This is a genomic window from Roseibaca calidilacus (assembly GCF_001517585.1).
Taxonomy (GTDB): Bacteria; Pseudomonadota; Alphaproteobacteria; order Rhodobacterales; family Rhodobacteraceae; genus Roseinatronobacter; species Roseinatronobacter calidilacus.
On sequence record NZ_FBYC01000004.1, the window covers coordinates 91,827 to 114,133 of the forward strand.

The following is a 22,307-nucleotide window of genomic DNA, read 5'->3' on the forward strand; positions in this document are numbered from 1 at the left end:
CTTCACTCCTTGGTGTGGCTACCAGATCAGATCCCCGGCCAGAAAGGCGCGGGCTTCGGGGGTCTGGGGCCCCGCGAAAAACTGTTGGGCAGGATGATGTTCCATCAACCGCCCGCGATGCAGAAAGGCCACGTCTTGCGCCAAGCGGCGCGCTTGGCCAAGGTTATGCGTGGTCATCACGATGGTGATGCCCTCGCCCGAGAACTGTTCGACCATATCTTCGATGATGCGGGTGGCCGAAGGGTCGAGCGCGGATGTGGGTTCGTCCAGAAACAGGATTTCGGGGCTCATCGCCCAAGCGCGGGCCAAGGCCAGCCGTTGTTGCTGGCCGCCCGACAAAAGGCGCGCGGGTTGATCTGCCATTGCGCCCAGCCCGAAGCGGTCCATCGTTTCGGCGACCTTCGTGGCACGGTGCTGTTGCGACAGCCCTGCCAGCCTCAACGGATAGTTGATATTCGCAGCCACCGACCGGCGCAGCAAAACCGGGCGCTGAAACACCATCGCTTGTGCCTTGGCGCGTTCGGCTCCGTCAGCCCAAATCCGCGCGCCCGATGTGGGGTTGATCAACCCGTGACACAGGCGCAGGAATAGGCTTTTGCCTGCACCGTTCGGCCCCATCACAACCAGCCGCCGCCCGGCGGGGATGTCGAGCGTCACATCGCACAGAAGTGGCATGCCGCCGACCGTATAGCCCATGCTGCGCAAAGACAGCGGTAGGATACTGCCCGCGCTCATCCCAACCGCTCCTTGGCCCATTGACCTGCGCCCCATGCCACAGCGTTCAGCGTTAGCGTCAGTGTCATCAGGATGATGCCGAGCGCGACCGCCAGCCCCAGATTGCCTCTGCTGGTTTCCAGCGTGATTGCCGTGGTCATGGTGCGGGTATGGCCTGCGATGTTGCCGCCCACGATCAGCACTGCGCCCACCTCTGCGCTGGCACGCCCAAAGCCCGCCAGAACGCCTGTCAAAAGCGACACGCGCCCGTCCCACAACAGTGTCGGCACCGCGCGCAAGCGGCTTGCGCCCAGCGAAGTCAGTTGTTCGCGGTACTCGGCCCACAGGTCTTCGACGACAGAACGCGTCAGCGACACAACGATGGGCAGGATAAGCACGGTCTGGGCGACAACCATGGCCGTCGGTGTGAACAGAAGCGTCAACGCCCCCAGCGGCCCGGAGCGCGATAACAACAGGTAGACCAGAAGCCCCGCAACCACGGGCGGAAAGCCCATTAACGCATTGAACAGCACGATCACCGCGCCCCGCCCGCGAAACCGCGCCAGCGCCAACGCCGCCCCCAAGGGCAGGCCAATCGCGCATGCGATGCCCACGGCGAAAAGTGTCACGCGCAGCGACAGCCCGATGATCTGCAACAGCGCTTCATCGGCTGTGGCGATCAGGGAAATCGCAGTTGCAAATGGGCTGTCCATGCAGAATCCTATCCAATGATGTAAATAAAGACCAGAAATGCAAAAAAACTGCAAACATGTAAATTATGCAGTCTATTGCTGTATTTTTCAGGTTTAACGCGAACTTACAAAGGCTAGCCAATGACCACCACCCAAACCCTGCGCCCCGGAGAGGTCGTTTCCGACACGCCATTGCCCGTGGATGCGACGCTGGCCTTTATCGGCCATATCGAAACCCCATGGCACCACCGCGCCGATTGCCCGCGCCAAGGCGACCCGGTTGCGGGGCCAGACTGCACGATTGTCCTGAACATGCCATGGGATCAGGCGCTAGACGGAATAGAGCAGTTCGAACGGTTGGACATTTTGTACTGGCTGCACCAGTCGCGCCGCGATCTGGTCTTGCAAAACCCCAAACATGCCGAAGCCCCGCGCGGCACGTTCAGTCTGCGCTCGCCGATCCGGCCCAATCCGATCGGGCTATCGAACGTGCAGCTTGTCCGGCGCGACGGGACTCGGTTGATCGTGCGGGGTCTGGAATGCGTGTCCGGCACGCCGCTAATCGACATCAAACCCGACCGATGCCAGTTTACGCCCGTCGGCTAGGCTTGAATTTTGCAGCGAATAGCGCAGTTTAGGGCCAACACAAAACAAGGCACGACCGCTATGACCGCCGATGACACGCTCGACACGATTGGATTGCTCTGCCCGCTGCCGGTCCTGAAGGCGCGCAAGCGGTTAAAAGGGCTGGGATCTGGCGCGGTGCTGCGCGTGCTGACAAGCGATCCTGCGGCTTTGGTCGATATCCCGCATTTCTGCCATGAAAGCGGGCATGCGCTGCTTGAAACGCAGGACATGCCCGACGGAACGCACGCTTTTCTTATCCGGCGGGCATAAGCCCGTAGGCGCTGTAGGGGATGTAGCGCACGGGCGTGCCGTGGGTGATGTCCTGCGCCGTATCGGGCAGTTCGACAAAGCCATCGGCCCAGACCAGCCCGGAAATGCGCCCCGACCCTTCGGATGCGAAAACCTCTGCGGCACCTTCGGCGTTTAGCCGCGCGCGTAGGAATTCGCGCCGCCCAGCTTTCTTGCGTTTGGTGAAGGCGGCGGGCACGATATGGCCTTGGGGCATATGCCAGCCAGCACCCGCCAGCAGCGATAGGGCAGGGCGCGCAAAAACCAGCGTGCAGGTGAAGGCCGCGACCGGATTGCCCGGCAGGCCCAGCACCGGCACACCATTCCACATCGCCATGGCCAGCGGGCGGCCCGGTTTCACGGCAATGCGCCAACTGGTCAGTCGGCCTCGCTCGCGCAGCAGGCGCGAGACATGGTCCTCATCCCCGGCAGAGGCACCTCCAGAGGTCAGAATCAAGTCGGCCCGATCTGCACCTTGATCTAGAAATGCGGCGATCTCGGCTTCTGAATCCGGGGCTTGGCCAAGGTCAACAGGCTCATATCCCCAGCCAGCGACAAGTGAGAGCAGCATGGGGCGGTTTGCGTCGTAAATTTGGTGCGGGCCAGTTGCCGTGCCTTGGGCCAGCTCATCGCCTGTCGATAGAACACCGACCCGAAGGCGTTGGAACACTTGCACCTGTTGCAGGCCCAAAGCTGTCAATAACGCAACATCCGGTGGGCGCAAACGGCTATGTTTTTCAATAGCGACTTGCCCTTTCATAACATCTTCGCCCACCCGGCGGGTGTTGCTTCCGGGCTTTACGGGGCCGCGAAAGGCAACCTTTTGGCCGTCGCTGGCGCAGTCCTCTTCCAGCACCACGGTGTCCACCCCATCTGGCAGGATCGCGCCGGTCAGGATGCGCACGGCATGGCCATGGGGCACGGCGCCGCCAAAGGGCTGACCCGCCGCCGCACGCCCTGCAACAAGCGGTAACGTATTTACGCCCTCTGCAAGCGTCGCATGGGCAAAACCATAGCCATCGACCGCAGCATTCGCAGCGGGCGGGTTAGAGCGCAGGGCCACGGCATCCTTGGCTAGTATACGCCCAGTTGCCAGCGCCACAGGCATGGTTTCAGTGGCTACAACCGGGTGCAGCGAAGCACGCAGGCGGCTGAGCGCCTCATCCACCGGCACCCAATCCACGCCCTGCGGCATGGCGAAACAATCGTTGCGCAGTTTGGGCGGTTCCAAGCTCATAGCCCGAGCTCTGCGCGGATAAGGGCGGCAATGGCGGGCACGTCGTCTAGATCGAACCGAGGCAGGGCGGTATCAACCGCACAATCGGCGGCAATGGCCCGGATGGTCGGGTTGCGCGTGGCAAGCAGGTCGCGCCCGGCCTCTGCGCGATAGGTTTCAACCTTGGGGTGTGGCGCGGATTTATAGCCCTCTATCAGCACCAGATCACACGGGTCCAGCCGTGCAAGCATCGCGTCCAGCGGGGGTTCGGGCGCGTCGCGCAATTCCGTCATCAGCGCCCAGCGTGCGGGCGAGACGACCAAAACCTGTCCCGCGCCCGCTTGTCTGTGGCGAAAACTGTCGCGGCCCGGATGGTCAATCTCGGTGTCGTGATGGGCGTGCTTTACGGTCGAAACCCTTAGTCCTTGCGTCACCATATGCGCGACCAGACGCTCGGTTAATGTGGTCTTTCCGGTGTTTTTCCAACCGGTTACGCCATAGAGCTTCATCGCGTGCCCATCAATTGCAGCCCGGTGTCTATGTCTTCGGGTGTGTTGATGTTGAAGAACGGATCGCCCGCCTCTGACGCAAATAGCGCGGTGCCCGCGTCATGTTGGTCGGTCCAGAGCACGATCTTGCGCATGCCGGTTTCAAGCGCTGCGCGCAGGTCGTCGCGCAGGGCGACCGGCCACAGCCCAAAGGTCGGATGACGGCGCAAAATGCCGTCCTCGTCATGGCTGGCGGCAAGACAGAGGCCCTTGGGGCCGGCATCTTGCTGGAGCCGCGCTACCAAATTGGTCGGAAAAAACGGCGTGTCCGCGGCGGCGGTCACGATGGCCGTGGCCCCGCGCGCGGCGGCCCAATTCAGCCCGGCCAGAACCCCTGCCAATGGCCCGGGATGGTCGGGAAGGCTGTCGGGCAGCACCGGCAAGCCGAATTCGGCCAAGCGCGCCGGATCGCCATTGGCGTTGATCGCAAGGGCTGCGCATTGCGGGCGCAGGCGGTCGATTACATGGTCGATGATGCGCTTCTCGCCCAAGGTCCGCAGCCCCTTGTCGCCGCCGCCCATACGGGTTGCGCGCCCGCCTGCCAAGATTACCCCAAGTGGCATGCTCATGCGTCGCTCTCCGCGCTTTTGCGGCGGTGGCGGCGGTCTTCTTCCGGGATGGCGGATACATCCGCATCGCGGATCAGCCGTTCCTCACCCGACAGGCAGACAAAGCGCTGGCCGCGCATCCGTCCGATCAGCGTCAGCCCCAAGTCTCGGGCAATTTCTACGCCCCATGCGGTAAAGCCAGAGCGCGAGGCCAGAACCGAAATGCCCATCATCGCGGTTTTGATGACCATCTCGGATGTCAGCCGCCCGGTCGTATACAGGATTTTACCCTCTGCGCTGATCCCATGGTGTAGCATGACGCCGCTGATTTTATCGACCGCGTTATGGCGGCCCACATCTTCCATATAGACTAGAACGCGGTCATCTTCGCACAGCACCGTGCCGTGGATTGCGCCCGCCGCAAGATAGAGCGAGGGCAAAGTGTTGATCTGCTTGGCCAGCGCATAAAGGTCACTTGTGCGCAGCTTGGTGTCGGGTAGCACGACACCTTCCAGCCCATCCATCATATCGCCAAAGACGGTGCCGACGGCACAGCCAGAGGTGCGGGTTTTCTTGCGCAGTTTTTCTTCATAGTTGGTCTGGGTCGCGGTGCGCACGACAACCGTGTCTATATCGTCGTCATAATCGACCCCGATAATGGTGTCCTCTGCGCGCAACATGCGCTGGTTGCGCAGGAAGCCAAGCGCCAAATATTCGGGATAGTCGCCAATGGTCATGGCGGTGACAATTTCTTGCGAATTCAGAAAGATCGTCAACGGCCGTTCTTCGACCACTGAAATGGCCACATCTGCGCCCGTGTGGTCGCGGCCCGTGACATTGCGGGTCAGGCGGGGCGCGTTCGGGTTGGGCAGCAAGGGTAGGTGCAGGTCCATCGTCAAATCCATTAAGGCTGCCGGGCCAACGCAGCCTGTTCCACGCACCAATCGACAATCTGCGCCGCATCGGCGGGTAATTCGGTGGCCAGTCCGCCCGAGAATTCCAACAAGCCCGCGCGATGGCCCGGCCCGCAGCTTGTCAGCACCGGAATATCCTCTAGCAGCGCGCGCGCGATTACGTCGCGAAAGCCCTCGCCATCGCATTCCTGCTTGCCGAATTTGTTGACGATCACCAGATCGGTCTCGCCCGCCGCCAGCCCAGAGTCGACATGGAACACGGCTTCGGCCAGTCCTTGCGTATCCAATCGGCAGCCCTTGGCATGGATGCCGCGTTCCTGAGAGATGCGCACCAGATGATCGCTGCCCAAGATACGCAGGTCCATGTGGCAACGCCGCGCCGGGTCGTATTCGAAATTGCACTGGACCACGCCGCGCACCCGCACGCCGCGCGCGGTCAGCATATCGGCCACTTCGGCCAAAAGCGCATCGCCCGCGCCGCGCCCGGGCGCCGTGAAGAATGCAAACATTGGTCGTCGTCCCTGTTGCGCCTTTTTGGCGTTTATTGCGTTGTTTCATGCGGGTCAAAACCCGCGATCACCACCTCGCGCGTGCGGCAATCGTCGCACATACACAGAAGGCGCATCCGGTCGCGCCCTTTCTCACCCGAGAACATCCAGTGCGATTCCAGCTTTGCCATGACGCGGTCAATGCTGGATTTGGTGCCAAAGGGCTTGCCGCAGGATGTGCAGGCGAAGGGTTCTTCTTCTTTCAGCACCCTGCGGGGGGCATTCCATGCTGCAAGGTCAATGCGCGGCGCGAGCGTGATCGCATTTTCCGGGCAGGTCGCCGTGCAGATACCGCATTGCACACAGGCGCTTTCGGTAAAGCGCAGCATGGGCTGGTCGGGATTGTCCGACAAAGCGCCCACCGGGCATGCGCCCACGCAAGCAAGGCACAGCGTGCAGGCGTCGGTATTCAGCACCACCGCGCCGAATGGCGCACCTTTGGGCAGGGCGATTTCGTCTTGCGGAGCGGGGGCGGTGCGAAGCATCTCTTCCACCGCCATGACCAGCAAGCCGCGCTTGTCCTCTGGCGGCAGAAAGCTCGCGCGGATTGGCTGCACGGGGGCGGGCCTGTGCCACAGGGCGTCGTCCAGCAGGTCTGGGTCGTCGATCTGCAACAGGCGCATGGCGCTGGCGCGTTCGGTCTCGGCGGCAATGCCCTGAATCAGCCCACGCGTGGCTTCTAGCCCGTCGATGGGGTGGGCGGGGCGCGCGCGGGTCAGAACGCACACTTCGGATGCGCCATAGGCAAGGGCGGCGGCGACGGTTTCCGGCCCGATCTGCGTTGGTTCATTCACGCCAAGCGGGATGACATGCGCAGGCAAACCGCGTCCGAAGCGCGCGCTTGCGTCGATCAGTTCCGCGCCGTGGCTTTCGTCGTGCAGCAGGATAACCGGCGCGACACTTGCCCCGGCCGCGTGATAGGCCGCCAACCCCGCGCGAAGGCGCTGCACGATGTTGTCAACGACTGGCAGCGCATAGGATGCCGCACCCGTCGGGCAGGCAGCGGCACATTGACCGCAGCCCGCGCAGATATTGGGGTCAATCATAACAGTGTCGCCCGCGGACAGAATCGCGCCGGTGGGGCATAGGTCCAGACAGCGGGTGCAGCCGGTTTTGGTGTTGCGCGAATGGGCGCACAGGTCGGGCGTAAAATTGATGAATTTGGGCTTGTCGAAAGTGCCCACCATCTCTGCGGCTGTTGCCACAAGCTTGGCCACGGCGACAGGGTCTGCGGGATCGGCGCGCAGATAGCCGGGGCGGCTTTCATGGAACAGGGGCTTTTGCCCCGTCAGGTCAATGACCAGATCAGCGCGAGAGGTCGCGCCCGACCGCGCAGGCCCGAACTCCAGTTTGCGCCGCGATGATGGGTCTGGGATGGCGTAGTCGTCAATTGTCAACTCATACGCACCCAGATGCCCTTTGGCACGCCCCACGCGGCCTTGCAGCACAGGCCATGTGGTTTGGCGCGGCGGGGTCACATCGGACCCCGGCAGCAAAAGCACGGTGATATCAAGCGTATCGGCGAGGGCCGCCGCCGCGTTCAGCGCAACCTGATCGCGGCCCAAGATCAGCGCGATGCCGTTGCTTTCCATGCTGACCACCTCGAACGGGGTCACATCTTGCTCGGCCATGGCAAGTATCGCGGCCATTTTGGGGCCGGCATTTGCGCCATCTTCGGACCACCCGGCAGTTTCGCGGATATTCGCAAAACGCAGTTTGCCCGCGAAGCCTGTCGACTCCGCGACCTCTGAAAACACCGCCGCTTCTTGTGTGCAGGCGACCGTCACATTGGCAAATTCGCCCAAGGCGGCGCGAAAATTATCGAGTTGCGCGCGGCAGAGTTGGCTGGCGGGACGGGCCGGATTGCCAAGGGTTTCAGGCGAAAATGCCATCGTCCCTTCGCAGGTGCACAAAAGGCGCGTTTCAGACTTCGTTGGCATGGGGCTTTTCTCGTGCCTTTGGCTCACTATCTGTGCGAATATAAGTCGCGCCTTCCGCAAAGGAAAGGCGCGATGGGCCATGTGCCCGCACCAGACAGAGACCGGATAATGCAAGCAGCCAAGCCAGCACCAAAGATTCACCTTCCCCCGCCCTTCACGCTCAAGCATAGCAATGACAGTGACCTGTTCGGCCACGCGATGGCGCAGGCCGCCGAAGATGGGGCGGGCACACTGTATCTGCACGAAGGGCCGGGCCTGTGCAGTTTTGCCTTGGTGCTTGAACCGGAAGAGCCGCTTGCAACGTCTCAACTGGCGTTTTTGTTGTGCATGACCGCGCTGGCCGACGCTTTGGCCGCGCATTGCGCGCCCGAACGGGCCGTGCGGGTTAACTGGCCGGACGAGATTATTTACGACAAAGCCCGCCTTGGTGGCGCACGCTTCGGTGTGCCCGCAGGCACCGCAGAGGGTGACGTGCCCGACTGGCTGGTTTTCTGCGCCGAGTTGATTGCGGATCGCGACCAACTGGCCGCACCGGGGGAGGCGCCGAATTCGACCTCGCTCAAGGAAGAAGAGTTCGACCCGACCGAAGACATGATCGCGACCTTTGCAAGTTATGTCATGCTCTATCTGGACCGCTGGAAGCACGAAGGCTTTGACGCCGTCAGTAACCGTTTCCTTATGCGGATTGACCCGCCGCTTTTGCGCGGGGTGCGCCGCGTGGAAGGCAATCGGTTGATCGAGATCACGCCATCGGGTGGCGGCAAACGCTCTGCCCCGCTTTTGGAAGCGGCGGGCAAAACCGGCTGGCGCAATGCGACTGGCATTGTGCTATGATCCTTTTGCCGCGCACCATCCAGCTTGACCCATCGGACAAGGTGATCTTTGCCCATGCCGCGCAGCCCGGTGAATGGGCAGTGGTGGGCAGTTTTTTGTTCTGGGGGCGTGACCCGCAGGCGATGACCCGCAAGGACATCATCGCGCTGCGCTCGGGTTTTCTTGGGGTCGAGAGTTTCGGCCATTCCACGCTGGTTGTGGTGCAAGAGGCACGCGCCGACGAGCGCGCAGCGCTGGTGGAATGCTTGGCCGCGCAACTGGTGACGCATCTGGGCGCTCCCAGCGTCGCCGTCGCCCGCCCCGCCGCAGAGGAAGAAGTCGCGCTGTCTGAAAGCCTGTGCGCCGAGCACCCGGCCAACACGCTGATCGCGATGCACCGCAAGCTAGAGGGCGGTGCGATCCATGAGCAATTCCGCACGCTCAAGCCCCGCGATCAAACCGCCTTTGCTGGCGCGCATCTGCAAGGACATGACCGCGCGTTCCAGTTTTTCGAAGAAGAAAGCGACGACAGCCAAGACCATGTCGACCTGTTCGCGCTGCGAGGGGACTGAACCATGCCTGAATTCTGGGTTGCCTCTGGCCATCATTTCGCGCGACGCAACGCGGCGGGGCGGTTGCTGGTCACGGATGAGTTGATCTTGGCGTGGCTGGCGCGCCCCGAAGTGCTGCCGCCCGCCGATGCGTGCGCCGCCGAGCGCGCTTTGCACAGCCGACTGATGGACAAGCCGCGCGCGAAAGTGTCCGGCATAGAACTGGCCGCGATCAAGGATGCCGATGCGCGCGAGAACTGGCAGTTCCTGTTGCGCCTGCGCGATACGTTGCTGGAGGCCGGCACGATCGAAGAGGGCTATCAAGCGATCTTGCACAAACAGATGGAGCTGCCTTTCGTCTTTACCGCGCAGCTATTGCAACTGATCCTGCGCAATGCGCTGGACGGCTGCGATGACCCACAAGTGCTGCGCGCGGCTGAATGCTTCTTCCGTCCGCAACGCGCGCATGTGAAGGATAACAAGCTGCTTCTGGCCGATGAAGAACTGGTCACGCTGTTCGAACAGGAAATGCACGCGTCGCCGCTGACCGCCATGTTCTCTGGCGGGGTGGACAGTCTGGATGTTTTGGGTGGCGGCAATGAATGGACCTATTGGTCCCGGTCCGATGCCCACACGACCGTGCTGAATTTTGGCGGCGACCCGAAGGCGCGCGCGGGCATGGCGGCCACAATAGAGGCTTTCTTGCGCCACATGTTGGTGCTAGAGGTCACGGTCACCCCGCAATCGGTGGCCGATCAGGTGGACCTGCGCTGGTTTGTCGGGCTTGACCCTGTCGGCACGGCAATCGGCAACGCGCTTTGGAATGGGGCTGTGCCGAAAGATACTCTGGTCGGGCTGTTCCGCATGGAGCTTCCGGCAGATAAGCGCGTGCGGTCCGATATGCAGGGGCAACCGGTTTGGCTGCTGCTGGGTTTGGGGGCGGATCACACAATCCGCATTAAGCCGCAGAACTTGCTGATGGGGCTGCCATTGGTCGAACCTGTGTTAAGCTGAAGGGACATGTAGGATGCCAAAACAAATTCTGCGTGTTTCCGTGTTGGCGCAGCGCCGCCCGCCGGTCACGCGTTGGGGCAATGCCGAATTGCGCGCCAGCGCCGTGCTACCACAGGAACCTGCGGTTGCGCCGAACACGCTTCTGACCTCTGACGGGGGCTTGGAAACTTGGTATCTGGGCGGGCGCGACATGGTGCTTTATTCGGGCGATACAAGCCACCACAAGGACAATCTGTTGTCGGGCAGACCCTCTGTCTGGGTGGTGATCCGTGGGAACGATCCGTCCAGCGCCGAAGTGGTGGATGTGACCGCCGACCCCTACGAAGGGGAAGGCTATGCCTCTGATCTGGACCTGACCGTAGAGGCGGTGCCGATGCCTGTTTCAATGCGCAAGCTGGTCAAAGATTTTGTCGAGACCCACCATGTCGAGATCCCGTTCAAGAAGCGCAAACGCACGCCGGTCGACCCAAATGCGATGAGCGCGCGCGCGCCGCGCGTACTGAGCGAGGACGACAAATGGGGCAAGCCGCCCCGCAAGGTGTAAACGCGAATGGCACAGGGACCGAAAGACGACGAGAGCGGGTTCTTTAACCGTTGGTCGCAGCGCAAGCAGCAGGCCACACGCGAAGAGATGCCCCAGCCGTCGGCCGAAAAAGCGCCCGAATCCGATGTGCCGCGGCCGGAGGATGTGCCGTCCGCAGCGCCGGAACTGACCGAAGATGAGCTGGCCGCGTTGCCTGCCATCGACGATCTGACACCCCAAAGCGATATCCGGGTATTCATGCGCGCAGGCGTGCCCAAATCGCTGCGCAACGCCGCGCTGCGCAAAATGTGGCTGATCACGCCTGCAATCCGCGATCATGTTGACCCGGCGGTGGACTACGCTTGGGACTGGAACACGCCCGGCGGCGTGCCCGGCGATGGCATTGCCCCAAGCCCGGAAAGGGCCGCGCAAATGCTGCGCGATCTGTTCAAACCGCGTAATGACACGGCACCAGAGGCCCCGGAAAGCAACGCCGAAGACCTGCCCGTTGCGGAAGATCCGGCGCCAGAGCGCACCGAACCACAAATTATGGCACAGGCCGGCCCCGACGCGGTGCGCAAGCCCGACGCGGCTGTTGTGATCGCGCCGAAAGCCGAAAAAGACGCTCCAAGCCCGACCGAAGAGGAGCGGCCCGCGCCGCGCCGTCACGGCGGCGCCCTGCCAGAGTGAGTTGGAACGCAATTCGCGGCTATCTCGCTGGAAAAAGTGATTTTATCAGGTTTATTTTGCTAGACATGCAAGCCGCCTGTTTGTAGCTTCTGCATACAACTGCATATCTTTGCAGGATCATCACAGAGACTCAGATGACAGATAGCCAGCCGGATTCCGGGCCAGCAATCGAAGATTTCGACAAGGCGCGCAGCGAGCAGTATCGCTTTCTTGCGCGTTTGCTTGCCGCGCCGCCCAGTGCAGAGGCGTTGAATCACATTGCGCAATTGCAGGGCGATGATTCGGCTCTGGGGCGGGCTTTCGCGAATCTCGCGCAGGCGGCGCAAGGCGCAGATGCAAAACGGGTCGAGCGCGAATTTTTCGAATTGTTCGTGGGCGTCGGGCGGGGCGAGTTGTTGCCTTATGCCAGCTTCTATCAGACCGGCTTTTTGAACGAACGCCCGCTGGCCGATCTGCGCGGCGATCTGGCTGCATTGGGCGTGGCGCGCGCTGAAGGGCGGCACGAACCCGAAGACCATATCGCCTTATTGCTAGAGGTGATGGCTGGTTTCGCCGCGGGCGAGATTGCCGCAGATGACAAGACGCAAGCGCGTTTTTTCGCGCGCCATCTTCAGCCTTGGGCCGTGCAGTTTTTCGACGATCTGGCGGTTGCGCCAAGTGTCTCGTTTTACCGGCCCGTTGCAGAGATTGGACGCATCTTGACCGAAATAGAAACGCGGGCCTTTGCGCTCGCGGCTTGACCTGAATGTGATCGAAGGGCGTCGCATGAACGCGAAAAAGCGCCCGATAAGTGGGAGGACATGATGTCTGAAGACAAGCATAACCCGATCAGCCGGCGCGCCTTTTTCGGTGTTGCGGCAACAGGCGCGGCCTCTACGGCGGCCCTGACCGCTGGCGGCGCGCGCCCCAGCTTCGCACAGGAAACCGGCGATGAGCGCACCCGCGCCCGCTACCAGAAGACCGAGCATGTCGAGGCCTTCTACCGCACCAACCGTTACTACGTCCGGGAGGAATAAGAATGCTTGTCAAGCGCAGAACCCGGGAGGCCACGTCGACCGGTCGCCTAAGCCAGTTTGCCGCAAGTGTTGCCGCCAAACCTTTGGATCGCCGCAGCTTTCTGCGGGCATCTGGTCTGACCGTCGGGGGTCTTGCGGCCGCCGCTACCCTTGGCGCAGGCATGACCCGCCGGGTCGAAGCCGCAGGCTTTACCGACATGTCGCAGCCCATCGAGCTGCGCAAGAATGTCTGCACCCATTGCTCGGTCGGTTGTTCGGTCGTGGCAGAGGTGCAAAATGGCGTTTGGGTGGGTCAAGAACCCGCCTTTGACAGCCCGATCAACCGCGGCACCCATTGCGCCAAAGGCGCGTCGGTGCGCGAGTTGGTGCATGGCGACCGCCGTCTGAAATACCCGATGAAGAAAGTCGGCGGCGAATGGCAGCGCCTGTCGTGGGATGAGGCGCTGAACGAGATTGCCGAGAAGATGACCGCTATCCGCGACACATCGGGTGCGGATTCGGTTTATTTCCTTGGCTCTGCCAAATTCTCGAACGAAGGGTCGTATCTGTTCCGCAAGCTGGCGGCGTTCTGGGGCACCAACAACGTCGATCACCAGGCACGGATCTGCCACTCGACCACTGTGGCCGGGGTTGCGAATACCTGGGGCTATGGTGCGATGACCAATAGCTACAATGACATCCGCAATGCGAAAACGATTGTTTTCATGGGGTCGAACGCGGCCGAAGCGCACCCGGTGTCGCTTCAGCACATCCTTGAAGGCAAGGAAACCCAGCGCGCGAACGTGGTTGTTCTGGATCCGCGTTTCACCCGCACGGCGGCGCATGCGACCGAATACGTCCGCATCCGCCCCGGCACCGATATTGCCGTGGTGCACGGGATGCTGTGGCACATTTTCGAGAATGGCTGGGAAGACAAGGAATTCATTGCCCAGCGTGTCTGGGGGATGGATCAGGTCCGTGAGGTGGTCAAGAACTACACGCCAGATGTCGTGGAAGAAATCTCTGGCGTCGATGGCGACACCTTGAAGCGCGTGGCCGAAAAATTTGCCAAGGATCGCCCTTCGACCTTCATCTGGTGCATGGGGGGCACGCAGCACACGGTCGGCACCGCGAATGTGCGCGCCTATAACCTGCTGCTGCTTGCCACCGGCAATGTGGGCGGCGAAGGCAATGGCGCCAACATCTTCCGCGGTCATTGCAACGTGCAGGGCGCAACCGATTTCGGTTTGGATGTGGCCAACCTTCCTTGCTACTACGGCTTGGGTGCCGGGGCATGGAAACACTGGGCGCGCGTCTGGGACGTGCCATATGAGTATTTCGTCAACCGCTTTGACGCCGTTCCGGCCAAGGGTGGGCGCGATGCACGCACGCCAGAGCAGAACATGAATGTGCCGGGCATCACCTCGACCCGTTGGTTCGACGCTGTCACCATTGACAGCGAAGAGGTTGACCAGCGTGACAACATCAAGGCGATGATGGTGTTTGGTCACGGCGGCAACACCGTGCCGCGGATGCAAGACGCGCAGCGCGGGATGAATGACCTTGACCTGCTGGTCGTGGCCGACCCGCACCCCACGACCTTTGCCGCGCTGCATTCGCGCACCGACAACACATATTTGTTGCCGATCTGCACGCAGTTTGAATGCTCCGGCTCGCGCACAGCATCGAACCGTTCGGTTCAGTGGGGCGAGAAGGTGGTGGACCCCATCTTCGAATCCGATAACGACTATGCGGTGATCTATGCGCTCTCCGAGCGTTTGGGCTTCGCTGACGAGATGTTCAAGAACTTCGAGATGGTTCAGGGCAAGTTCGGCATGGAACCCACGCCGGAATCGATTCTGCGTGAGATCAACCGCGGTGGCTGGTCGACCGGCTATACCGGCCAAAGCCCGGAGCGTTTGAAAGCGCATATGGCAAACCAGCGGCATTTCGATCTGGTGACACTGCGCGCCAAGGCGGATGCCCCGGAAGAGATCAAGGGCGATTTCTACGGTCTGCCATGGCCTTGCTGGGGCACGCCAGAACTGCGCCATCCGGGCACGCACATTCTGTATAACCCCGGCCTGCCCCCGATGGAGGGCGGCAGCGCCTTCCGCCCACGCTTTGGTCTGGAGCGTGACGGCGAAACGCTGTTGGCAGAGGGAAGCTGGCCGGTCGGGTCCGAAATTGAGGATGGATATCCGCAATTCACCTACGCTCTGCTGCAACAGCTTGGCTGGGATGGCGATCTGACCCCCGAAGAACTTGCGAATATCGCGGCTATCGGCGGGAACGACCCGGAAGCCATGGGCAATGTGTCTTGGTCGCTTGATACATCGGGCGGTATTCAGCGCGTGGCACTGATGCATGGCTGTGTGCCCTTCGGCAACGGCAAGGCCCGTGCTGTCGCGTGGAACCTGCCCGACCCGATCCCGGTGCACCGCGAACCGATCTATTCGGCGCGCCCCGATCTGGTTGCGCAATATCCGACCAATGACGACCGTCGTCAGCACCGCATGCCCAATATCGGCAAGGTGGTTCAGAACGATGTTGTCGAGCGCAATGTATTTGGCGACTTCCCGCTGATCCTGACCTCTGGTCGCCTTGTGGAATATGAGGGCGGCGGTGAGGAGACCCGCTCGAACCCGTGGCTTGCCGAACTGAAGCAAGACATGTTCGTAGAGATCAACCCCGCCGATGCGGAAGCACGCGGTGTGGTCGAAGGCGGCTGGGTCTGGGTTACTGGTCCCGAAGGCGGATCCAAGGCGCGGATGAAAGCGCTTGTGACCGAACGCGTGGCGCCAGGGGTGGCTTTCATGCCGTTCCATTTCGCGGGTTGGTTCCAAGGCGAAGACCAGCGGGGCAACTACCCCGAAGGCACTGATCCGATCGTCTTGGGGGAATCCGTGAACGTCATCACCACATATGGCTACGACCCGGTGACAGGTATGCATGAAGGCAAGGTTACGCTTTGCCAGATCGCTGCCGCATAAGGGAGGAAACAACAATGGCACGAATGAAATTCCTGTGCGACTCTGACCGTTGCATCGAGTGCAATGCCTGCGTCACCGCCTGCAAGAACGAGCACGAGGTGCCGTGGGGCATTAACCGGCGTCGGGTTGTGACCATCAATGATGGTCTGCCCGGTGAGCGTTCCGTGTCGATGGCTTGCATGCACTGCACCGACGCGCCTTGCGCCAGTGTGTGCCCGGTGGATTGCTTCTATACCACTGACGATGCCGTGGTTCTGCACAACAAGGACACCTGCATCGGCTGCGGCTATTGCAGCTATGCCTGCCCATTTGGTGCACCCCAATATCCGCAAACCGCCAATTTCGGCACCCGCGGCAAAATGGACAAATGTACCTACTGCTCTGGTGGCCCAGAGCCGGATATGTCTCAGGCCGAATACGTCAAATACGGCGCGAACCGTTTGGCCGAGGGCAAGCTGCCGCTTTGTGCTGAAATGTGCTCGACCAAGGCACTTCTAGCCGGGGACGGCGACATCATTGCAGAAATCTACCGCGAGCGTGTCGTGACCCGTGGTTATGGCTCTGGTGCATGGGGCTGGCGTGATGCTTATGGCGAAGCGGTTACGGTGTAAGGGGGAGAAAATGTCACATCTCAGCAAATTCGCCGCTATCTTGTCGCTGGCTTTTGCGGTGGCCGTTATTGCCCCGCAAACGCAAGCGCAGGTCAACCCGACCGCCGAATCCGTCAGCGAGGACGCTCTATTCGAAGCCCTTGGAACCGATGGCGTGGTCAGTGGCCGCGTGTCGATTCCTGACCGGTCGGCGGGCAACCTGATCAAACCTGAAAACAAGGCGTGGGCCTCGTTGCATAGCAACACGATTGTCACGTTGTCAGTGATCGCCGTGTTCGGAACCGTGTTGGCGCTTCTGGCGTTCTACGTTCTGCGCGGCAAGATCCGGGTTGATGCCGGGCTGTCGGGCCGCACCATTCGGCGATTCAATGTCATTGAGCGCTTTGCCCATTGGACACTTGCCTTTACCTTCATCGTCCTTGCTTTGTCGGGTCTCAACCTAATTATTGGCAAGTCGGTGATCCTGCCGCTGCTGGGGGAAGGGGCATTTGGCACGCTGTCCGCATGGGGAAAGATCGCGCATAACTATCTGGCATGGCCTTTCATGGTCTCGCTTGCGCTGATCCTTGTACTTTGGGTGGTCCATAACATTCCCAACAAGCTTGATGTGGAATGGTTGAAGCAAGGCGGTGGCCTGCTTAAGAAAGGCGTGCATCCGCCCGCGAAGAAGTTCAATGCAGGTCAGAAAGTGATTTTCTGGTCGGTGATTGTCGGTGGTGCGGCGCTGTCTTATACGGGGTTCATGCTGCTGTTCCCGTCAATTGCCGGGTCGTTCACCGATTGGCAGTTCTACCAATTGATTCACGCGCTTGTCGCTGCTGGGCTGTCGGCTATCGTGATCGCTCATATCTACATCGGCTCTGTCGGTATGGAAGGCGCGTTCGATGCCATGGGCTCTGGCGAGGTGGATGAAAACTGGGCCAAAGAGCACCATTCTCTTTGGGTGGAAGAGGTGAAGGGCACAAGTGCAGGCAAGGGCGCGGCCACGCCTGCCGAGTAGCACTGCGCCATTATGAATATCTGGCCTCGCGCGCTTTCCGCGCGGGGCTGTTCCTTGAAGGCTTGACCTGCCATGAGCGTTTCCGATCCCGACATCCTTGATCAGGCGCGCCGGGCCATCGCGTCGATCGCATCGCCCGATGGCGCGATCTTGGGCCAGTCGCCCTGCATCACTGGACTGTCGGTGAACGGCGGGCGCATCAGCGTCTCTTTACAAATCGCACCGGGCGAGCATGAGGCGTTCATGCCCGTGCGCGACGCGATCGAAGCAAAGCTGCGCCAGCTTGAGGGCGTGACCTCTGTTTTCGTGGTGCTGACGGCGGATAGCCCGGCCCCGGCGCAGAAATCCACCTCAATGCCCCCCAAACTGACCGCTGCACCCGCAAAGACCAAGCCTTTGGCGAGCGTGCGTCATGTCGTGGCGGTGGCCTCTGGCAAAGGCGGGGTGGGCAAATCCACCACCACGGTCAACCTTGCCTTGGCCTTTCGGGCGCTGGGTTGGCGTGTTGGGGTGCTAGATGCCGACATTTACGGTCCGTCCATACCCACACTTCTGGGCCTGACAGGCAAACCCACGAAGGGGCAGGGGCGCAGCCTTTTGCCTATGCAGGCTTATGGGCTGAAAGCGATGTCCATGGGCGTGCTGGTCGATCCGGAAACCGCGATGGTCTGGCGCGGTCCGATGATTATGTCTGCGATCACGCAGTTGATTTCTGACGTGGCCTGGGGTGAGTTGGACCTGCTGCTGGTCGATATGCCCCCCGGCACGGGTGACGCGCAACTGGCCTTGGCGCAAGGCACCGATCTATCCGGTGCGATCATCGTCTCGACCCCGCAGGACTTGGCGTTGGTGGATGCGCGACGCGGCATTGCGATGTTCAACAAGGTCAATGTGACGACCTTGGGCATTATCGAAAACATGTCGCAATTCATCTGCCCGGATTGCGGCAGCAGCCATGCTATTTTCGGGCAAGGCGGCGCGCAGGCAGAGGCGATGCGCCTTGGCGTGCCATTCCTTGGCGCGCTGCCCTTGTCTATGGCATTGCGCAGCGCTTCAGATGCTGGCCGCCCTATCTTGGCGCGCGACCCGGATGGCCCGCTGGGCCTGTTGTATCAATCAATGGCGCGTACCGTCATGGGCGCGCTGGAACACGAAGCCGGTCCTCAAGTGACCGTGCGACACTGAACAGGAGACATCCCAATGAAAGCCTTTGTCGCTGCTGCTATCTTCGCCGTAGTGATCGCATTCGGTGCGTCACAGGTGCTGAACGGGTCTTTCCAAGAGCCCAGCTATTCCGCCTTCAGCACCGAAGGCGCGCGCGTGGGTGATCCCGGAAGCAACCTCGTCAGCGAATAAGATGATATGAGGCAAAGGGCCGCGCTTTCGGCACTGCTTGTCGCAGGGTTTTTGTCGAACCCTGTCACTGGACAGGATTTTCTGGGCCATAGCGGCCCGGTCGGTGCGCTTGCGGTCGGTGAGAACGGTCTGTTATCGGGCGGGTTTGATACCCGTGCGATCCTGTGGTCTCTTGACGAAGCGCGCGCGCTGCATGTCGGACGGTTCCACGATGGCACGGTCACCGCTGTTGCGCATCTGGATGGCGGTTTCGTGACCGCGGGGCAGGATGGGCGCATTGCCATCTGGGACCAAGAGCAGGCAGAGCCGCGTTTTGCCACGCCGCGCGGAACGTCGCCCATCGCATCACTCGATGTCGCGGCGGATGGCAATCGCATTGCTGCCGGGTTGTTCGACGGAACGGTGCAGATCCTCTCGCCCGACGATGACAATGTCCTCTCGGTGCCCGCCCATAGCGACCGTGTGACCGGCGTGGGCTTTTTGCCCGATGGGCAGATTCTGTCCGTTGGGGGCGATTTGCGGTTCCTGCGTTGGTCTCCTGATGGACAGGTGCAGGCAAGCGCCGGGCTTCCGGGCCTTCCAAACGGGTTAGCCCTGTCGGATGACCGTGCGGCGATCATCTTCGCCGACGGGTCGCTTCGGTTGTTTTCCTCGGATGGCGCGCAACTGCCAGAGCGATTTCTGACCGATCGCCCGCTTGTATCGGTCGGGACAAGTGACGCCCATATCGTAACCGGAGCGATAGATGGCACGGTATGGACGCTTGAACCCAAGGATCTGGACGTTACTGCGATGTTCCGCGCCGCTGATGGGCCGATCTGGGCCGTGGCTGCGGATGCTGCTCAGGTCTTCACCGGCAGCGCCGATGGCGCTGTGCGCCGCTGGGATGCGCTGACGGGCGAAACTTTAGGCGGCGAAAGCCCCGCCCAGCCCGAAGAGTATACCGATGGCAGCCGGGGCGCAGAGGTTTGGCGCGCCTGTGCAGTTTGCCATTCGCTTGCGCCGGACGATCATTCTCGTGCGGGGCCAAGTTTGCATGGGGTCTTTGGGCGCTCGATTGCGACGGCGGACGGGTTTGACTATTCGCCCGCCCTGCAAGCGCTGAACATTGTCTGGACGCCTGAAACCGTTGCCGAGTTGTTCGAATTCGGGCCAGAGGCCTATACGCCGGGTTCGCGAATGCCCGAACAGCGTGTCGCCAATCCAGATGACCGCCAAGCGCTGGTTGCGTTCATCGCCCGTGCGACCGCGCATATGGACGCGCAAAATGGCGGCGGTGATTAACCGTTCCAGACAACTGTGCCAAGATCGCTTAGGTCATATCCACCAAGGCGTTCGGCTTGCGCTACAAATTCGGGGCTTCTGGCGAAGCTGAAAAGCCGTTGTATCGGCTGTTCGAAAAAGGCGCGCCGAGACATTGCCAGATCGAATTGATCATCTTGCACCAGAGGAACGAAACCCAGCGCCCCACTGGCTGCCTGAATGCCAAAGCCACAATCGGCCGCGTCGGTTTCGATCATAGTCGCCAAATCAGCATGGGTATGCGCCGTCCCCGGAACGATGTTCAGGTCAGCCATGCTCAGCCCGCTGCGTGAGAGTTGAATATCCAGCAATCGCTGGGTTCCCGACCCTTCGCTCCGCAATGCAAAACGCAGGCCCAGTTCGACGCAATCGCGCAGGCTGGCAGCGTCATGCGGGTTTCCGGGCGCGACCAGCAACCCTTGGGTCCGACGTGCCCAATGCACAAGCACGAAAGACTGCGACGACAGCACATTGCGCACCGCCTGCACATTCCATGTGTCAGACACAGGGTCGAACAAGTGCAGCCCCGCCAGCATGGCTTCCCCCGCGGCCAGATCGTCCAGCCCGCGCGAAGAGTCGCCAGCCCGCACAGCCAACCCTGCCTTAGAGTACCGCAAGGCCCAATCTAGCAGCGGGTCGTTCGAACCTGAGTAGATTTGCGGCATCGGCAGGGCGCTGGCCTCGGGCGATTCTGTCTGCGCTTCCAGCCAAGCTTCGATAAGCCGGCGCGGGAACAACAATTTGCCGGTCGCTCGCGTGAACGGGATCGCTTGCTTCGCAACCATGTCATAGATTGTGCGCTCTTTGGTCCGCAGAAACTCTGCGACTTCTGCCGTGGTCATCAGTGCACGGTAGCCGCTGGAAGGTGGTATCTCGTGTTTTAACATCGTTTCGTTTTCAACTGCGATTCTGCCGCGCCAAACCCGCGCGATCACTACCAATATATTCCGGAAATCTGTTTTGATAGACTTTGTTGCACAAATCGGGTTGTCAACGCACTTCCGCTATCTCCGGGGCGGTGTTGCACAAGCCTGACGACGGAGGATGCACTTTGCGAATCTGTGCGGTTAGGCGCAAGCTATCCGCAAACCATCTCCCTGCCGCTTTCGTGCAACGCATTGGCCCAGCGACAACGCATCGCTGCGGAAGCGCGGGTCTCTGCTAATATCGGCCTACAAGGACATGACGTGGCGCGCGCCGCACGAAGGGGGGGCCTGACGTCCGCCAGCCTTTCCGGATGCGGCACCCAGTTTCGCCTGTAAATGAAGCGGGATTTCTGTTTTTCCAATGCCTTGAAGGCACAATGGCTCCGGCGGTAGGGTCCGCAGCAAATCCAAAAAATCCAATGATTTCAGGGGTTCGCCCTCTGCGTATGAACCCCCGGAGCCACATTGTGAACAGTTACTTGATACAGTCAAGGGCACAAGCCCTATTGGCAAAGAGTTTTGTTATTGACCAATCCAGACTCCAAGACACTTTCCCTTGACAGTTGACACAGCAGGCGGTGTCAATCAGTCTAATTTGCTACCAAGTTTCTTTCAGGGTTGTGTTACAATGGAAGTCCTATTTGCGATGTTAGTTGCAAAACTCTTCGGAGTTGCCGGTCTTGGAGGGCTTTTGTCTGGGCTTTTCATTCGCTCTTTGTCACTGGCACTGTGTAGCGGAACCATTGCGGGAGTTCTCGGGCAGGTTATTCTGATAAGCCTGCGAACCACGGGAGTTAGCCTAACAAGTTGGATTTTAGGTATTTTCGCAGGAGGTCTGATGGCATTTATTGGGTGGGTATTGCGTGGCAGGAAGATTGCGAAAGGATGAGACAATGCGATGGCGTATTGAAGGCTTTGATGGCGCGGAGTCTGCGTTCTTTTCTGTTGAGGTGCCTTGCCATCACTTAGGTGAAAAGCAAGTTGAAAAACTTCTATCCCATTTGGCTTCGCGACATCTATCAGCAAATGAAATTGTAAGAGCGTTACTTAGCAAAAGAGAAAGTAAGACAAGCATACTTGTAGTGACGAGAGAATATTGTGGTGGGAATTTGGTCCTGTGTTGTGGTGAGAGTCCCTTCTACTCTGCTAAGGTAATTTCTAAATAATTGATAAGGGTAAAGGGCGATGGCGAAATGAAAGAATCACGACGGTCGGAAATAGATAGTGAAATCGAGAAACTGCGAGCAGATGTAGAATCGCACGCAGGCGGAAACTTCTGGATAGGTCTTGGAGCCATCGGCCTTGCCGCAACTGTCTTCGGACTTCAGGGTGATGATATGGTTGCGGGTTTCGGGCTTGCCGTTTCTTTTGGCATCTTAATTTATGGGTTTGTCGAAAAGGATAGAGTTAAAAAAGCCGAAGAAAAAATGAGGTTTTTACAAAAACAACTGGATTTTTTGAATTCCCACGAAAAATCAACAAAAGGATGACCAAACAG

Annotated in this window: 26 protein-coding genes and 1 pseudogene; 18 read left to right on the top strand and 9 right to left on the bottom strand. The window is 60.5% G+C overall.

From position 1 onward, the window contains the following. Positions 1–18: 18 nt before the first annotated feature. Both AWT76_RS03920 and AWT76_RS03925 read right to left on the bottom strand, forming a co-directional pair. Positions 19–735, bottom strand: coding sequence for an ABC transporter ATP-binding protein (locus tag AWT76_RS03920; protein WP_072245097.1), 717 nt, complete (start codon positions 733–735; stop codon positions 19–21). Next, positions 732–1,427, bottom strand: coding sequence for an ABC transporter permease (locus AWT76_RS03925; RefSeq protein WP_072245099.1), 696 nt, complete (start codon positions 1,425–1,427; stop codon positions 732–734). Before AWT76_RS03925 ends, AWT76_RS03920 begins: the two co-directional genes overlap by 4 nt. A gap of 120 nt (positions 1,428–1,547) precedes the next feature. Between AWT76_RS03925 and tsaA the strand changes: the two genes are divergently transcribed. Further along, complete coding sequence (gene tsaA / locus AWT76_RS03930; RefSeq protein ID WP_072245101.1) at positions 1,548–2,012, top strand: tRNA (N6-threonylcarbamoyladenosine(37)-N6)-methyltransferase TrmO; 465 nt, start codon at positions 1,548–1,550, stop codon at positions 2,010–2,012. 60 nt (positions 2,013–2,072) lie between these two features. Then, positions 2,073–2,303, top strand: a complete 231-nt coding sequence (locus AWT76_RS03935) for a sulfurtransferase TusA family protein (protein WP_072245103.1) — start codon at positions 2,073–2,075, stop codon at positions 2,301–2,303. Here AWT76_RS03935 and AWT76_RS03940 read toward each other — a convergent pair. Genes AWT76_RS03940 through AWT76_RS03965 form a run of 6 tightly spaced genes read right to left on the bottom strand, consistent with a single transcriptional unit; the run spans position 2,287 to position 7,987 of the window. Beyond that, positions 2,287–3,558, bottom strand: a complete 1,272-nt coding sequence (locus AWT76_RS03940; RefSeq protein ID WP_072245105.1) for a molybdopterin-binding protein — start codon at positions 3,556–3,558, stop codon at positions 2,287–2,289. The genes AWT76_RS03935 and AWT76_RS03940 overlap by 17 nt on opposite strands. Further along, the gene (mobB, locus tag AWT76_RS16640; RefSeq protein WP_072245107.1) at positions 3,555–4,046 is read right to left on the bottom strand and encodes a molybdopterin-guanine dinucleotide biosynthesis protein B; all 492 of its coding nucleotides are present in this window, start codon (positions 4,044–4,046) and stop codon (positions 3,555–3,557) included. The genes AWT76_RS03940 and mobB overlap by 4 nt, the downstream gene beginning before the upstream one ends. Further along, positions 4,043–4,654: a molybdenum cofactor guanylyltransferase MobA gene (gene mobA / locus AWT76_RS03950; RefSeq protein ID WP_072245109.1), complete on the bottom strand. Its 612-nt coding sequence runs from the start codon at positions 4,652–4,654 to the stop codon at positions 4,043–4,045. The genes mobB and mobA overlap by 4 nt, the downstream gene beginning before the upstream one ends. Next, positions 4,651–5,526 (bottom strand): formate dehydrogenase accessory sulfurtransferase FdhD, encoded by an 876-nt coding sequence (locus AWT76_RS03955; RefSeq protein ID WP_245638768.1) that lies wholly within the window; start codon positions 5,524–5,526, stop codon positions 4,651–4,653. The genes mobA and AWT76_RS03955 overlap by 4 nt, the downstream gene beginning before the upstream one ends. Before the next feature lie 11 nt (positions 5,527–5,537). Next, positions 5,538–6,056, bottom strand: a complete 519-nt coding sequence (locus AWT76_RS03960) for a DUF2478 domain-containing protein (RefSeq protein WP_072245113.1) — start codon at positions 6,054–6,056, stop codon at positions 5,538–5,540. 32 nt (positions 6,057–6,088) lie between these two features. Further along, positions 6,089–7,987, bottom strand: coding sequence for a 4Fe-4S binding protein (locus AWT76_RS03965; protein WP_072247420.1), 1,899 nt, complete (start codon positions 7,985–7,987; stop codon positions 6,089–6,091). Positions 7,988–8,143: 156 nt separating this feature from the next. Between AWT76_RS03965 and AWT76_RS03970 the strand changes: the two genes are divergently transcribed. From AWT76_RS03970 to AWT76_RS04025, 13 genes are all read left to right on the top strand, one after another. After that, positions 8,144–8,869 (top strand): biotin/lipoate--protein ligase family protein, encoded by a 726-nt coding sequence (locus AWT76_RS03970; RefSeq protein ID WP_072245115.1) that lies wholly within the window; start codon positions 8,144–8,146, stop codon positions 8,867–8,869. Beyond that, on the top strand, positions 8,866–9,420 hold the full coding sequence (locus tag AWT76_RS03975) for a DUF6505 family protein (RefSeq protein WP_072245117.1): 555 nt from the start codon (positions 8,866–8,868) through the stop codon (positions 9,418–9,420). The genes AWT76_RS03970 and AWT76_RS03975 overlap by 4 nt, the downstream gene beginning before the upstream one ends. A 3-nt stretch (positions 9,421–9,423) precedes the next feature. Further along, positions 9,424–10,413, top strand: a complete 990-nt coding sequence (locus AWT76_RS03980) for a DUF6352 family protein (protein WP_072245119.1) — start codon at positions 9,424–9,426, stop codon at positions 10,411–10,413. Positions 10,414–10,426: 13 nt separating this feature from the next. Beyond that, complete coding sequence (locus AWT76_RS03985; protein ID WP_072245121.1) at positions 10,427–10,957, top strand: DUF3305 domain-containing protein; 531 nt, start codon at positions 10,427–10,429, stop codon at positions 10,955–10,957. Positions 10,958–10,963: 6 nt separating this feature from the next. Then, on the top strand, positions 10,964–11,626 hold the full coding sequence (locus tag AWT76_RS03990; RefSeq protein WP_072245122.1) for a DUF3306 domain-containing protein: 663 nt from the start codon (positions 10,964–10,966) through the stop codon (positions 11,624–11,626). 134 nt (positions 11,627–11,760) lie between these two features. Further along, a complete protein-coding gene (locus AWT76_RS03995) occupies positions 11,761–12,366 on the top strand; it encodes a TorD/DmsD family molecular chaperone (RefSeq protein WP_072245123.1) in 606 nt (201 codons plus the stop codon). Between the two features lie 63 nt (positions 12,367–12,429). Beyond that, positions 12,430–12,642: a hypothetical protein gene (locus AWT76_RS04000; protein WP_072247422.1), complete on the top strand. Its 213-nt coding sequence runs from the start codon at positions 12,430–12,432 to the stop codon at positions 12,640–12,642. A 2-nt stretch (positions 12,643–12,644) separates the two neighbouring features. Continuing rightward, the gene (locus AWT76_RS04005) at positions 12,645–15,614 is read left to right on the top strand and encodes a formate dehydrogenase subunit alpha (RefSeq protein ID WP_072245124.1); all 2,970 of its coding nucleotides are present in this window, start codon (positions 12,645–12,647) and stop codon (positions 15,612–15,614) included. Positions 15,615–15,628: 14 nt separating this feature from the next. Then, positions 15,629–16,225: a formate dehydrogenase FDH3 subunit beta gene (gene fdh3B, locus AWT76_RS04010; RefSeq protein ID WP_072245126.1), complete on the top strand. Its 597-nt coding sequence runs from the start codon at positions 15,629–15,631 to the stop codon at positions 16,223–16,225. Positions 16,226–16,235: 10 nt separating this feature from the next. Continuing rightward, the gene (locus AWT76_RS04015) at positions 16,236–17,225 is read left to right on the top strand and encodes a formate dehydrogenase subunit gamma (RefSeq protein ID WP_072245128.1); all 990 of its coding nucleotides are present in this window, start codon (positions 16,236–16,238) and stop codon (positions 17,223–17,225) included. Between the two features lie 72 nt (positions 17,226–17,297). Continuing rightward, on the top strand, positions 17,298–18,410 hold the full coding sequence (locus tag AWT76_RS04020; RefSeq protein ID WP_072245130.1) for an Mrp/NBP35 family ATP-binding protein: 1,113 nt from the start codon (positions 17,298–17,300) through the stop codon (positions 18,408–18,410). A 15-nt stretch (positions 18,411–18,425) separates the two neighbouring features. Continuing rightward, on the top strand, positions 18,426–18,581 hold the full coding sequence (locus AWT76_RS16870; protein ID WP_176699331.1) for a hypothetical protein: 156 nt from the start codon (positions 18,426–18,428) through the stop codon (positions 18,579–18,581). 6 nt (positions 18,582–18,587) lie between these two features. Beyond that, positions 18,588–19,865, top strand: coding sequence for a c-type cytochrome (locus tag AWT76_RS04025; RefSeq protein ID WP_072245132.1), 1,278 nt, complete (start codon positions 18,588–18,590; stop codon positions 19,863–19,865). Here the strand turns inward: AWT76_RS04025 and AWT76_RS04030 are convergent. Next, positions 19,862–20,725 carry a helix-turn-helix transcriptional regulator gene (locus tag AWT76_RS04030; protein WP_176699332.1) on the bottom strand — a complete coding sequence of 288 codons (864 nt, stop codon included), beginning with the start codon at positions 20,723–20,725 and terminating at the stop codon, positions 19,862–19,864. The two genes, AWT76_RS04025 and AWT76_RS04030, sit on opposite strands and share 4 nt — an antisense overlap. A 238-nt stretch (positions 20,726–20,963) precedes the next feature. Between AWT76_RS04030 and AWT76_RS17095 the strand changes: the two are divergent. The 3 genes and pseudogenes from AWT76_RS17095 to AWT76_RS16650 all read left to right on the top strand — a co-directional run. Further along, positions 20,964–21,098, top strand: a pseudogene (locus AWT76_RS17095) (IS5/IS1182 family transposase); the annotation flags it as partial. Between the two features lie 267 nt (positions 21,099–21,365). Continuing rightward, positions 21,366–21,698 carry a hypothetical protein gene (locus AWT76_RS16645; RefSeq protein WP_141655872.1) on the top strand — a complete coding sequence of 111 codons (333 nt, stop codon included), beginning with the start codon at positions 21,366–21,368 and terminating at the stop codon, positions 21,696–21,698. A 304-nt stretch (positions 21,699–22,002) separates the two neighbouring features. Then, positions 22,003–22,299 carry a hypothetical protein gene (locus AWT76_RS16650; RefSeq protein WP_141655873.1) on the top strand — a complete coding sequence of 99 codons (297 nt, stop codon included), beginning with the start codon at positions 22,003–22,005 and terminating at the stop codon, positions 22,297–22,299. Positions 22,300–22,307: the final 8 nt, after the last annotated feature.